Source organism: Shewanella sp. MSW (assembly GCF_007636515.1).
GTDB classification, from domain to species: Bacteria; Pseudomonadota; Gammaproteobacteria; order Enterobacterales; family Shewanellaceae; genus Shewanella; species Shewanella indica.
Genome location: NZ_LVDR01000007.1, coordinates 30,030 through 43,784 on the forward strand (window position 1 = coordinate 30,030; position 13,755 = coordinate 43,784).

Sequence of the window (13,755 nt, forward strand, 5' to 3'; positions counted from 1 at the left end):
GAGTTGCTTGCTAGTTTACGTTAACGTAATGTTCGGGGCGCGTACTGAAAAAATCGGTAGGGCCGGTTTCGAGCCGGACAAACCCAGAGACAACAAGAGCACACTATGAGCAACGCAACAAATATGAACGAGACGGTGCATCGGGTGAGTTTTTTGAACAAGGACTCGCTGCATATCCCTGTACTCAAAATACTTCAGGCCGACGGCACCACCTATGAAGAGGCGGTATTGCCCGTCATAGATGAAGCCCTGTCACGCAAGATATTCGATACCTGTGTCTTTACGCGTGTCCTGGACGAACGTATGTTGGGCGCCCAGCGTCAGGGAAGGATCAGTTTTTACATGACTTGTATCGGTGAAGAAGCTGCCGTTATCGGCAGTGCCGCCGCGCTGGATGACAAGGATGTGATCCTTGCCCAGTACCGCGAACATGCCGCACTGCGTTATCGCGGCTTTAGCACAGAGCAGTTTATGAATCAGATGTTCAGCAATGAGAAAGATCTGGGCAAAGGCCGGCAGATGCCTATTCACTACGGCAGCCGTGAACTCAACTACCAAACCATCTCTTCACCGCTGGCGACTCAGATCCCGCAGGCATCCGGTGTAGGCTACTCGCTGAAGATGCAAGGCAAGCGTAATGTCGCCATCTGTTACTTCGGTGAAGGTGCTGCCTCTGAAGGCGATTTCCATGCCGGTCTCAATATGGCCGCAGTTCATAAAGCGCCGGTCATCTTCTTTTGCCGTAACAACGGCTACGCCATCTCAACCCCTACGGAAGAGCAGTACGCCGGTAACGGCATAGCCAGCCGCGGCGTTGGTTATGGCATGCACACCATCAGAGTCGACGGTAACGATATGTTGGCGGTTCTGGCCGCAACTCAGCAAGCCAGAGCTTACGCGCTTGAAAACAACGCGCCTGTGCTGATTGAAGCCATGACCTACCGCCTGGGTGCCCACTCATCTTCCGACGATCCATCCGGTTATCGCTCCAAAGAGGAAGAAGCCAAGTGGCAACAGCACGACCCTGTGAAACGCTTCAAGTTGTGGCTGATCAACAAAGGCTGGCTCAAGGAAAGCGACGAGACCGAGCTGTATGAGAAGTATCGTGAGGAAGTGCTGGCCGCGGTAAAAGTGGCCGAAAAGGTTCCGGCACCAGCCATAGAAGCCATCATAGAAGACGTTTTTGATCAGCCGACTGCGGCGCTCAAGCAGCAATTAACCGAGCTTAAGGCCCATGTTGCCAAGTATCCGAAAGCCTATCCTAAAACAGCAGGGAGATCATAAGCGTGGCACAGATGAATATGTTACAGGCCATCAATAATGCCCTGACCATAGCGATGGAAGCCGACGACAAGATGCTGGTTTTCGGTGAAGACGTAGGCCATTTCGGCGGTGTGTTCCGGGCAACTTCCGGTTTGCAGGAAAAGTTTGGCCGTGAGCGCTGCTTCAATACTCCACTTACCGAGCAGGGGATTGCCGGCTTTGCCAACGGCCTGGCTTCCAACGGCATGACGCCGGTAGCGGAAATCCAGTTTGCCGACTACATCTTCCCGGCGTTCGATCAAATCGTCAACGAAGCAGCCAAGTTCAGATACCGAAGCGGCAACGAGTTTGATGTCGGCGGCCTGACCTTCAGAACCCCCTATGGCGGCGGCATTGCCGGCGGTCATTACCACTCCCAGTCACCGGAAGCCTACTTTACCCAAACGCCCGGTCTCAAGGTGGTGGTTCCCCGTAACCCCTACCAAGCCAAGGGTTTGCTGCTGGCTGCCATTCGCGATAGCAACCCTGTGGTCTTCTTCGAGCCCAAGCGCTTGTACCGCGCCTCTGTCGGCGATGTGCCGGAAGGCGATTATCAACTGGAGCTGGGTAAAGCCGAAGTGGTTCGTGAAGGTAAAGATATCACTCTGCTGGCCTGGGGCGCGCAGATGGAAATCATAGAGAAAGCAGCCGATATGGCCAAAGAGGAAGGTATTGACTGCGAAGTCATCGACCTTCGTACTCTGGCCCCTTGGGATGTGGAAACCGTGGCCGAGTCGGTGAAAAAGACCGGCAGATTGCTTATCAACCACGAAGCGCCACTGACCGGTGGTTTTGCCGGTGAAATTGCCGCTACCATCCAACAGGAATGTTTCCTGTATCTGGAGTCGCCCATCAGCCGGGTTTGTGGTCTGGATACGCCATATCCCTTAATCCATGAAAAAGAATATATGCCGGATGCGCTTAAAACCTTTGAAGCCATCAAGGCCTCGGTGAATTTTTAGGAGAGCCAGGATGATTAAAGATTTTATTTTGCCCGACATAGGCGAAGGTGTTGTCGAGTGTGAACTGGTGGAATGGTTGGTGGCAGAGGGGGATACCGTCGCCGAAGATCAACCTGTTTGTGATGTGATGACAGACAAGGCACTGGTGCAAATTCCTGCGCCTTTCCCGGGTGTTATCAGTAAGCTTTATTACGCCAAGGGTGAAATTGCCAAGGTGCATGAGCCTTTGTATGCCGTGGAAGTGGATGCTGCAGACAGCGAAGCGCCTGTACCTGCAGCCAGCGCCGATACTGCTGCATCGTCTAGCACTAACACTACGGCTGGCGGTAGCAGTCAGGTGGAAGACTTTATGCTGCCGGATATCGGCGAGGGCATAGTCGAGTGCGAACTGGTGGAGTGGCTGGTCGCAGAAGGCGACACTGTGGTTGAAGATCAACCTATCTGTGATGTAATGACTGATAAGGCGTTGGTGCAAATCCCGGCGATGAAGGCCGGTAAAATTGTCAAGCTGCACTACCGCAAGGGCCAGTTGGCCCAGGTGCATCAGCCACTGTTTGCCATTGAAGTTGCCGCTGAATCCGGTAGTGCAGCCGTGGCTCAAACCGCTGCAGCAAGTGCTCCATCAGGCTCAGCATCTGCCGTCTCTCAAGCACAGGCTCAAGCCCAGAGCAGCTCGCAAACCGCCGCCTGCAGTATGGTGCCCCAGGGCAAGGCACTTGCAAGCCCAGCGGTAAGACGTATGGCTCGCAGTCTGGATGTCGATATCGCCAAAGTGCCTGGCAGCGGTAAAAACGGCCGGGTCTATAAAGAGGATATTGAGCGTTTCCTCAAGGGGGCGACTCCTCAGGCACAAGCCCAAACCCAAACTTTGGCAGAGGGCCAAGTGCAAGCCAGCAAAGCGGCAACGGCAAGCGATAGGGTAGAGCCTATCAAGGGCGTTCGTGCCGTGATGGCGCGGATGATGACAGAGTCCGTCTCCAGCATTCCGCACTTTACTTATTGCGAAGAGCTGGACTTGACCGAGCTTATCGCCCTTCGTGAAGCGATGAAGGCCAAGTACTCCAATGACGAGCTCAAGCTGACCATGATGCCTTTCTTTATGAAGGCCATGTCGCTGGCGCTGACCGAGTTTCCGGTGATCAACAGCCGAGTGAACGCAGATTGTACCGAACTCACTTATCTTGGTCGTCACAACATAGGGATGGCCGTCGACTCCAAGGTCGGTTTGTTGGTGCCTAACGTCAAGGATGTACAGGATAAATCGATTCTGGATGTTGCTGCCGAAGTCACCCGTCTGACCCAGGCCGCGCGCTCAGGTAGAGTGGCGCCTGCCGATCTTAAAGATGGCAGCATCTCCATCTCCAACATAGGCGCGCTGGGCGGCACTGTGGCAACGCCCATTATCAATAAACCCGAGGTGGCGATTGTGGCCTTGGGTAAGGTGCAAACCCTGCCGCGCTTTAATGCCAAGGGTAAGGTGGAAGCTCGTAAACTGATGCAGGTCAGTTGGTCAGGCGATCACAGAGTGATAGATGGCGGCACCATTGCCCGCTTCTGTAATCTGTGGAAACAATATCTCGAGCAGCCGCAGGAAATGCTGTTGGCGATGAGATAAGATTGGAGGCCCCGCATTGCGGGGCCTTGTTTTAGGTGTGTTTCGGGAGCAAGATTACTCCTGCCTGCTTAAGGCAATGGCTTTATTTGATCCTGAGCACAAAGTGGTTACGATTTGATGGCAGATTTCGTATAATTGCCAACAGTATTAGTCGCATTGGGTCTGTTATGAGTCAGGTAGCACCAAGCATAGAAAATATTCAATATCCTTTCCCGCCAAAACCGGTTCCCTTGTCTGAACAGGAAAAAAGCGAATACAAAGCCAGGATCAAGCAACTGCTCAAAGAGCAGAATGCGGTGCTGGTTGCCCATTACTATACGGACCCTGAAATTCAGGCTCTGGCCGAGGAAACCGGTGGCTGCGTTTCCGACTCGCTCGAAATGGCGCGTTTTGGGCGTGATCATCCCGCCAAAACGCTCATCGTTGCCGGGGTTAAGTTTATGGGGGAAACCGCCAAGATCCTGAGCCCGGAAAAAACCATTCTGATGCCGACTCTGGAAGCCACCTGTTCTCTGGATGTTGGTTGTCCTATTGAGCAGTTTAGTGCTTTCTGCGACGCGCATCCGGATCACACAGTTGTGGTCTATGCCAATACTTCGGCTGCGGTCAAAGCCCGGGCCGATTGGGTAGTGACTTCCAGCATAGCGCTGGAGATCGTGGAACACCTGGACAGCGAAGGCAAGAAGATCATCTGGGGGCCGGATCGTCACTTGGGCAGTTATATTGCCAAGCAAACTGGTGCCGAGATGTTGATGTGGCAGGGCGAGTGTATTGTGCACGATGAATTCAAGGCCAACGCCTTGCGTCAATTAAAGGCGCTGCACCCGAACGCCGCCATTCTGGTTCACCCTGAATCTCCGGCGAGTGTTGTGGAAATGGCCGATGCCGTAGGTTCAACCAGTCAGTTGATCAAAGCTGCCCAGACCATGGACAATGATACCTTTATCGTGGCCACCGATAGAGGCATCTTCTATAAGATGCAACAGGCAGCGCCGGGCAAGACCCTGATTGAAGCCCCAACCGGCGGTGAAGGTGCCACTTGCCGCAGCTGTGCTCACTGCCCCTGGATGGCAATGAATGGTCTCAAGGCGATTGCCAGCGCGCTGGAAAACCAGGATAACAGTCAACATGAGATTTTCGTCGATGAAGCGCTGCGTCAAGGCGCTTTGGTGCCGCTGACTCGAATGTTGGATTTTGCCAAAACCCTCAACATGCAGGTCAAAGGCAACGCCTGAATAGCTTAAACTGTTTTTTATTCGACAAGCCAATAAAGAGCCTACATTTGTAGGCTCTTTTTCCATTGACATCCATTGGCATCGACTATACTTGCCAACGTATGCTGAAAAATAAATTTCATATTAATAAATGAATTAGTTAGCTGCTTAAAGGATGCATCAATGAAATGGCAATGGATTGAAAATCTTCCTCTGAAACACAAATTTCTCTTGGTTATCCTGCCGCCTTTTATCGCGGCAACCCTATTTGGTATTTTATTGTTCAGCGATCGACTGTCGCTCGCCAATGGTCTGGAAGAGGTGCTGGATCTCAGCGAGTTGGCGGTGGTCAACTCGGCGCTGGTACATGAACTGCAAAAAGAGCGCGGCATGAGCGCGGGTTATCTCGGTTCCAAGGGCAAGAGTTTTGCCGATAAACTACCGGGCCAGCGGCAACTCACAGATAAACAACTCCAGCAATTTAATGATTTCTTGAATAATCATCAGCTTCCCGCCGATTTTGCTACCGATTTAACGAAGGCAAGAAGTAGCATTGCCCGTTTGCAAGACATTCGCAATCTGGTAGATATACAAGGGATAAGCGTTGCCGAAGAAGTGGCATTTTACACTGAGCTGAATAAATTACTGCTGTCGATAGTCGATCTTAGTGTGCAGAAGGGCGGCGATCAACAGATTGCCATCAAGGCCGCCGCTTTTTCGGCGTTTTTGCAGATGAAGGAACGCGCAGGTATCGAGCGGGCGGTACTCAGTTCAACCTTCGGACAGAGTGAGTTCAAACCCGGTGTCTACCGTAAATTTATCACTTTGGTCTCTGAACAAAACGCTTACCAGGAAAGGTTTGTGGCCTTGGCTGATGAAACCGCTCGCAAGGATTTACAGGCATTGCAAACCCAAGCTGCTGTCGCCGAAGTCGCTCGCTTGAGGGAATTGGCTTATGGCCAGAAAGCCGAGGATCTCAAGTCCCAATCTCCGGAGATCTGGTTTAATCAGTCGACAGCACGCATCAATCTGTTACATGAATTTGAGCAGAAGCTGTCGAATAAACTCCTGGCCGAGACCTTGAACAAACAGCAAAATGCTACTAACCAGACCTGGATAGTACTTGGGGTTATGGTGTTTGGTTTAATCATTGTCAGTCTGGTCTCCAGCATCATACTCAAATATCTGCATGGCAGCTTGCGGGAATTGCATCAGGGCGTTACCCGAGCCCGGGCTCACTATGACTTAAGTGTGCGTTTGCCCCATACGGGTAAAGATGAGTTTGGTGAGCTGGCCGAATCCTTCAATAGTATGATGGCCGACTTTGAGCTGGTGATACTGCGGGTTCGCTCCAGTAGCAAGACCTTGCTGGGAGTGGTACAACAGATGGAACAGCATTCTACTCAGATGCAGGCCGATGTAGCGGTTGGCTCCAGCGAGACAGAGCAAGTGGCATCTGCGATGACAGAGATGAGTTCAACCGTACAGGAAATTGCCTCCAACGCGGTACGGGCCTCTGAAGCATCCAATCAAGCCAGCACTGAGGCCAGGGAAGGGAGCCTGGAAGTGGGGCGCACGGCATCGGCCATCAATGAACTGGCTGAAGAAATTAGTTATGCCGCCGATGCAATATCCAAACTGGATAAAGATATTCACGGCATTGTCAGTGTGTTGGAGGTCATCAGTGGCATAGCCGAGCAGACCAATCTCCTGGCGCTTAATGCCGCCATCGAAGCCGCCCGGGCCGGCGAAATGGGCCGCGGCTTTGCCGTGGTGGCCGATGAGGTGCGCAATCTGGCGCAGCGGGCACAATCTTCCACTGAAGATATCCGTAATATGACAGAAAGGCTCAAACAGGGCGCCGAAGTAGCGGTAGCCGCTATCACCAAAGGCAAGGCTCAGGCCGGCATCAGTGTTGATGAGGCAAACCGCGCCGGTGAGGAGCTCAGGCGCATAGTTGAACACGTGGAAGTTATTGATAGCATGAATGAACAGATAGCTGCCGCAACCCATGAGCAGTCGGCCGTATCAGAAGAGGTGAATCGCAATGCGATGCAGATCAGTGATATCTACCGCAATACCCAGGATATAGCCAATGAGCTTGGCAAACTCAACGAACTGCTGATTAAAGACGCCAACAAAATGAGCGATGAGGTAAGTAAATTCCGCTTAAATGAACACTGATTGAAGTATTTTTCATCGCCTTTGCTCATCAAACACGCAAACGGAGATTAAGGCGGATTTTTGCTTGACCGGCATTCGCCTTTTGCGTAAAGTACCGCTCCATCAAGGGGATAGAGATATTACTCCTGATAGATGTGTTGATACCCACAGTAAAAAGTATCGAAACGGTGAGGTGTCCGAGTGGCTGAAGGAGCACGCCTGGAAAGTGTGTATACGGCAACGTATCGAGGGTTCGAATCCCTCCTTCACCGCCAGATTAAAAAAACCCGACCTTATGGTCGGGTTTTTGCTTTTCTGAGCATAGTCCTTTGAATGATAGCGGCTGCGCAGTCAAGATTCCCAACCTTTCTGCAGCAAATTAGCTTTGTACGACTAATCCTGACGTATTGCGGCACAGTTTGTGAGAGGGGTATCCATAATATCAACACATTAGCCGATTTGATTTTATCCCAGTAAGTTGGGAAACAGCCCCTTAAAACCTGCGGCTATTACCTCAATGCCAATGGATAGCATCAAGAGTCCCATCAGACGGGTGATCACGTTGATCCCTGTTTTACCGAGGAGCTTATTGATGACCGAAGCCATTCTGAACAATGCAAAGCTGAGCAGACCAAACAGCGCTACAGTCACCGACATGGCCAGCAGATTAGCCAGGCCTTTATGCTCGGCGGCAAAGACGATTACTGAGCTGATAGCCCCAGGGCCAGCCATTAGAGGCAAAGCCAGCGGTACCACAGCCACAGATTCCATCGCCGAGGCTTCTCTGTCTTCTTCCTGGTTGCGTTTCACCTCGCCAAGCTTTCCTTGCAACATGGACATGGCGATGATGGCAATCAGTGTACCGCCGGCAATTCGGAACGCCGACAGCGAAATACTGAACATATTCAATATATACTGACCCACCACTGTGGTAACCAAGAGGATTACCACCACGGCAAAGTTGGATATTTTAGCGGTATGGTTACGCTCAGCCTCAGTCTGGTGACTGGTCAGGCTGACAAATACCGGCAACAGGCCCACCGGGTTGATGATGGCCACCAGTCCGAGGAAAAATTTAACGTACAGGGTCAAATCCAATTTCGTATCCTTCCAGTGTAGGGAACTCACCGGGAAACAGTAACTTGAGACGGTGCATACTCTACCCTAAGTTAACAAACCCCAGAAATGAGATTTTCTATACTTGGTCACAACTTCGAATAAATTTTCGTAATATCAGTGCAGTCAAAGCTGCAGTATAGTCGATTCTAATACAAAGATTTTTTCTATGCTTGAATCTGATTTAACGTTGTTGAATTACATAAAACGCCATGCCTGTGGCCAAGATCACAGATGTCCACCCGGTTTGGATGTAATTTTATTTCATGTGAGAGAGTTTAACCAAGATGAGCCTTTGTTAAATTTTTTTACGGGAAACTGATTATGAAAGTCACCAATACTCAGGAACTGGACCTGCTACTGGAAAGAGTCAGCCAGGCTCAGGCGAAATTCGCAGGTTTCAGTCAGCAGCAAGTCGATAAGATATTTCGCGCCGCCGCGCTGGCTGCCGCCGATGCCAGAATAGCGTTGGCAAAACAGGCCGCCGCCGAAACCTCCATGGGAGTGCTGGAGGATAAAGTGATTAAAAACCACTTTGCTTCCGAGTATATCTATAACAAGTACAAAGATGAAAAGACCTGCGGCATTCTGGAAGAAGACGACACCTTCGGCACCATCACAATTGCCGAACCCGTGGGGATCATCTGCGGCATAGTACCGACAACCAATCCTACTTCCACCGCTATCTTCAAGGCGCTTATCAGCCTGAAAACCCGTAATGCCATCGTCTTCTCCCCGCACCCCAGAGCCAAGGCATCCACAGTCGCAGCCGCCCGAATAGTACTGGATGCCGCCATTAAGGCCGGAGCTCCCGAGGACATTATAGGCTGGATAGATGAACCCAGCGTCGCACTTTCCAATCACCTGATGACCCACGAAAAGATAAATCTTATTCTGGCCACCGGCGGCCCGGGTATGGTGAAAGCCGCTTACTCTTCCGGGAAACCTGCCATAGGTGTCGGCGCAGGTAATACACCTGTGGTTATTGATGAAACCGCGGATATCAAACGCGCGGTGGCTTCCATATTGATGTCAAAAACCTTTGATAACGGTGTGGTATGCGCCTCTGAACAAGCGGTCGTGGTACTCGATAGCGTCTACCAAGCAGTACGGGAGCGTTTTGCTCATCATGGCGGTTACCTGCTCAATGACGAAGAATGCCTTGCCGTGAAACAGGTTATCCTCAAAGATGGCGCGCTCAATGCCGCCATTGTTGGCCAAAGTGCGGCGCGCATTGCCGAAATGGCCGGCTTCAGCGTACCGAGCTGGACCAAGGTACTGATCGGTGAGGTGGATGAAATCACCGAAGCCGAAGCCTTCGCCCATGAAAAGCTTTCGCCGCTGCTTGGTATGTACCGCGCCAACGACTTTGATGAGGCGCTGGATAAGGCCGATGCCTTGGTGAAACTCGGTGGTATCGGTCATACCTCTGGACTCTATACAGATCAAGATACCCAGGTGCAGCGGGTCAAGCGTTTCGGTGAGCGGATGAAAACAGCTCGAATTCTGATAAACACCCCGGCATCTCAAGGCGGGATTGGCGATCTCTATAACTTCAAGCTGGCACCTTCTCTCACTTTGGGCTGTGGCTCCTGGGGGGGGAACTCGATTTCGGAGAACGTGGGCCCGAGTCACCTTATCAACAAGAAAACTGTCGCCAAGAGGGCCGAGAATATGTTGTGGCACAAACTTCCATCCTCCATTTATTTCCGCCGCGGTAGTCTACCTATTGCCCTGGAGGAGTTGGCCGACAAACGCCGCGCCTTGATAGTGACAGACAAGTTCTTGTTCAATAATGGCTACTGTGATGAAACCGTCAAGATCCTCAAGGGCTTGGGGCTGGATACCGAAGTGTTTTATGAAGTGGAGGCCGATCCTACCTTAGCAGTAGTTCGCGCCGGCACCAAGGTGGCCGAGAGTTTCCAACCGGATGTGATCATCGCACTGGGCGGTGGCTCCCCTATGGACGCTGCCAAGATCATCTGGGTGATGTATGAACATCCTCAGGTGGACTTTGCCGATCTGGCGCTGCGTTTCATGGATATTCGTAAACGTATTTACAAGTTCCCTAAACTTGGGCGCAAGGCCAAGATGGTCGCTATCCCCACCACGTCGGGCACAGGCTCTGAAGTCACACCATTTGCCGTGGTGACTGATGAGCAGACAGGTGCCAAGTATCCTATCGCAGATTATGAACTGACCCCCAACATGGCGATTGTGGATCCCAACCTGGTGATGAACATGCCCAAGTCCTTAACCGCCTTTGGCGGGATAGATGCCATTACCCATGCCTTGGAAGCCTATGTCAGCGTGATGGCCAATGAGTACAGTGACGGCCAGGCATTGCAGGCCTTGGATCTTCTGGTTACGCACCTGCCCAAGGCCTACGAAGAGGGCGCCGCGGCGCCGATTGCCCGCGAAAAAGTGCACAACGGCGCCACCATTGCCGGTATCGCCTTTGCCAACGCTTTCCTGGGCATATGTCACTCTATGGCTCACAAACTGGGCGCCGAGTTCCATCTGCCACACGGCTTGGCCAATGCACTGCTCATAAGCAATGTCATCCGTTTCAACGCCACCGACCTGCCGACCAAGCAAGCCGCCTTCAGCCAGTATGACAGGCCCAAGGCGCTCTGCCGCTATGCTGCCATTGCTGATCATCTCAAGCTGACAGACGCCGAGCTGAGTGACACCGAAAAAGTCGAGCGTTTGATAGCCAAAATTGAGCAGTTGAAGCTGGCTTTGGGGATCCCGGGGTCGATTCAGGAAGCCGGTGTCACAGAAGCCGATTTTCTGGATAAGCTCGATGAACTGGCTGAAGATGCTTTTGATGATCAGTGTACAGGTGCCAACCCCAGGTATCCTCTGATCAGTGAGTTAAAAGCCCTGTTGCTGGCAAGCTTCTACGGCGAGGTTTACCGCGACTAACAATAGCCTTGTCCTAGAAGCAAAATACCGCTCACTTACAATGAGCGGTATTTTTTAGCGTGACACAGAATTTTGAACACTCTCTGTTCAACCCATATGGAAGCACGGCGCCCTAGCACACAATCATCCTTTATATTCCGGTTGCCCAAAAAGTTAAAATTAAACAATATAAAAACTCGTTTAAGAAGCTTCTTTATGCCAGATACTCTTTGTTTTTCCGCGCGTGAAATGCTTCTTCTGTAATTAGTTACTTTTCCATAGCAGCTTGAAATGGCTTCACTATTGTCTTCACCGTTGTCTTCACTATGGTCACATGCAATTCATGCCAGCTCGCAAACTGTAACAAAGCATGTTTCTTTACTAACAATTGCTGAAAAGTTCCTGCTTCCATGATTTACTAGCAAACTATGCACCCGAAAAACCGATAAAAACTCAAATTTCCAACATACGGGTGCCGGGAAGGAAATCATATGAAAAAACTCACCCTGTGCCTGGCGGTGTCACTGGCGCTGACAGGTCTGTCCGCATGTCAAACCCAAAGCTCGCCAGAGGCGATGGCATCTAACGTTTCTGCTATCGTCAAACAAGATCAGAACCAAACCTTTACTGCATTCAGTCAAAGTTTTATCGATTCTTTGTGGCAAGTTGCACCGACTTGGGCGCTCTATAATGGTTTTCATCAATATGATGCCAAACTCCTGGTACCGGATGCGGCCAGCCGCACCGTGACGCTGAACTTTATTCAGCAGCAGCGAGCCAAGATGGCGAGCTTTGATTTTGCGGCGCTTACCGCAGCCAACCTGATTGACTATCGCTTGATTGAAAACGTCCTCGGCAGCATGGAGTGGGAAATCAAACGCTTCAAGTCCTGGCAGTGGGACCCATCCAGTTACAACGTGGCCGGAGGTTTTGCGCAAATCATCAATGAGGACTTTGCACCTCTGGATCAAAGGTTGCGCTCTGTATTGGGCCGATTGGAAAATGTGCCGGCCTATTACCGGGCGGCGCAGCAAAACATAGATAATCCCACTCTGGAGCACACAGAGTTGGCCATCATGCAAAATCAGGGTGCCTTTACGGTATTGTCCGATGAACTGCTCGTCAAGGTGAACGCCTCCGGCCTGAACGCTGATGAAAAGGCGTTGTTCAAGCAAAGACTGGCTAATGCCGTGGCAGCCATCGAAGGGCATATCCAGTTTCTAAAACAGCTTGAGCAGCAACTTAAGCGCGAAGGCAGCCGTAGTTTTCGGATAGGAGAAGCACTTTATGAGGAGAAGTTTGCCTTCGATATTCAGGCCGGTATGAGCGCCAAGGCCCTTTATGAAAAGGCGCTGGCCGATAAGGCCAGGGTTCAGGGTGAAATGGCGAAAATTACCGATAAGCTCTGGAGCAAGTATTTCCAAGAGCCCAAGCCGCAAGACGAGAAGAAGGCTATCAAACAGTTGATCGACAAGCTTTCGGCCCGGCATGTAAAGCGGGAAGATTTTGTGGACGAGGTGAGGGCGCAGATCCCCGAGCTGGTGAAGTTTGTCAATCAACACGATCTGGTGACTCTGGATCCGAAAAAGCCTTTGGTGGTCAGGGAAACACCTGAATATATGCGAGGTTTTGCCGGTGCTTCCATCAGTGCTCCCGGCCCTTATGAAAAGGGCGGCAACACTTATTATAACGTGACTCCCCTCGATGGCATGACTGACGAGCAGGCCGAAAGTTACTTGCGCGAGTACAACCACTGGATATTGCAGGTACTGAACATACATGAGGCTATCCCCGGCCATTACACCCAACTGGTGTACTCCAATGAATCACCGAGCCTGGTCAAGAGCCTGTTTGGTAACGGCGCCATGGTCGAAGGTTGGGCCGTTTATGCCGAGCGTATGATGTTGGAACAGGGCTATGGCAACTTTGAGCCGGAAATGTGGCTGATGTACTACAAGTGGAACCTCAGGGTGATTTGTAACACCATTCTGGACTACAGCATTCAGGTCAAGGGGATGACTGAAGAGCAGGCTATCAAATTGATGACTGAAGAAGCCTTCCAGCAGCAAGCCGAGGCGGAAGGTAAATGGCGCCGGGCAACGCTGAGCCAGGTACAGTTAACCAGCTATTACGCTGGATATCGTGAAATTTACGACCTCAGGGAAGAACTTAAACAGCAGCAAGGTAAGGCGTTTGAGCTCAAGGCATTTCACGAAAACTTCCTCAGTTATGGCAGTGCTCCGGTCAAATACATCAGCCAGTTGATGCAAGACAAGTAAGGTGGACAACAAAAGGCAGGGATAAAGTTTGCTGCCCAGTGGCGGTAAACTTAATTTGTTCAGTTGACTATAGGGACAGTTTGACCGGCTGTCCCTTTTTCATAACTCGTTATATGTGACTCTGTGCACCTTACATCACTATAACCAGTGAATTTTTCTGGCTCGGTCAGGATAATTATGTTAACGTTAATGGTAAT

The 13,755-nt window shown here is 51.2% G+C and carries 8 protein-coding genes and 1 tRNA gene; 8 read left to right on the top strand and 1 reads right to left on the bottom strand.

Going from position 1 to position 13,755, the window contains the following annotated elements; translation table 11 throughout:
* The first annotated feature begins 105 nt into the window (after positions 1–105).
* From AYI96_RS09145 to AYI96_RS09170, 6 genes are all read left to right on the top strand, one after another.
* Positions 106–1,284, top strand: coding sequence for a thiamine pyrophosphate-dependent dehydrogenase E1 component subunit alpha (locus AYI96_RS09145; RefSeq protein ID WP_039033008.1), 1,179 nt, complete (start codon positions 106–108; stop codon positions 1,282–1,284).
* Between the two features lie 2 nt (positions 1,285–1,286).
* Positions 1,287–2,264 carry an alpha-ketoacid dehydrogenase subunit beta gene (locus AYI96_RS09150; RefSeq protein ID WP_039033007.1) on the top strand — a complete coding sequence of 326 codons (978 nt, stop codon included), beginning with the start codon at positions 1,287–1,289 and terminating at the stop codon, positions 2,262–2,264.
* Between the two features lie 10 nt (positions 2,265–2,274).
* On the top strand, positions 2,275–3,879 hold the full coding sequence (locus AYI96_RS09155; RefSeq protein WP_144361483.1) for a dihydrolipoyllysine-residue acetyltransferase: 1,605 nt from the start codon (positions 2,275–2,277) through the stop codon (positions 3,877–3,879).
* 167 nt (positions 3,880–4,046) lie between these two features.
* Positions 4,047–5,114, top strand: a complete 1,068-nt coding sequence (nadA, locus tag AYI96_RS09160; RefSeq protein WP_039033005.1) for a quinolinate synthase NadA — start codon at positions 4,047–4,049, stop codon at positions 5,112–5,114.
* 162 nt (positions 5,115–5,276) lie between these two features.
* A complete protein-coding gene (locus tag AYI96_RS09165) occupies positions 5,277–7,277 on the top strand; it encodes a methyl-accepting chemotaxis protein (RefSeq protein WP_039033004.1) in 2,001 nt (666 codons plus the stop codon).
* A 166-nt stretch (positions 7,278–7,443) separates the two neighbouring features.
* Positions 7,444–7,531 (top strand) — tRNA-Ser (locus tag AYI96_RS09170).
* Between the two features lie 190 nt (positions 7,532–7,721).
* Here AYI96_RS09170 and AYI96_RS09175 read toward each other — a convergent pair.
* Complete coding sequence (locus tag AYI96_RS09175; RefSeq protein WP_144361484.1) at positions 7,722–8,354, bottom strand: YchE family NAAT transporter; 633 nt, start codon at positions 8,352–8,354, stop codon at positions 7,722–7,724.
* Positions 8,355–8,696: 342 nt separating this feature from the next.
* On the opposite strand from AYI96_RS09175, the gene adhE reads away from it, so the two are divergent.
* Positions 8,697–11,300 carry a bifunctional acetaldehyde-CoA/alcohol dehydrogenase gene (gene adhE / locus AYI96_RS09180; protein ID WP_101096539.1) on the top strand — a complete coding sequence of 868 codons (2,604 nt, stop codon included), beginning with the start codon at positions 8,697–8,699 and terminating at the stop codon, positions 11,298–11,300.
* 470 nt (positions 11,301–11,770) lie between these two features.
* A complete protein-coding gene (locus tag AYI96_RS09185) occupies positions 11,771–13,558 on the top strand; it encodes a DUF885 domain-containing protein (RefSeq protein ID WP_144361485.1) in 1,788 nt (595 codons plus the stop codon).
* Positions 13,559–13,755 lie beyond the last annotated feature (197 nt).

Excerpts from the sequence above, each read along its gene's own strand:
- AYI96_RS09145 (WP_039033008.1), top strand. The coding sequence starts at position 106 with ATGAGCAACGCAACAAATATGAACGAGACGGTGCATCGGGTGAGTTTT.
- AYI96_RS09155 (WP_144361483.1), top strand. The coding sequence starts at position 2,275 with ATGATTAAAGATTTTATTTTGCCCGACATAGGCGAAGGTGTTGTCGAG.
- nadA (WP_039033005.1), top strand. The coding sequence starts at position 4,047 with ATGAGTCAGGTAGCACCAAGCATAGAAAATATTCAATATCCTTTCCCG.
- AYI96_RS09165 (WP_039033004.1), top strand. The coding sequence starts at position 5,277 with ATGAAATGGCAATGGATTGAAAATCTTCCTCTGAAACACAAATTTCTC.
- adhE (WP_101096539.1), top strand. The coding sequence starts at position 8,697 with ATGAAAGTCACCAATACTCAGGAACTGGACCTGCTACTGGAAAGAGTC.
- AYI96_RS09185 (WP_144361485.1), top strand. The coding sequence starts at position 11,771 with ATGAAAAAACTCACCCTGTGCCTGGCGGTGTCACTGGCGCTGACAGGT.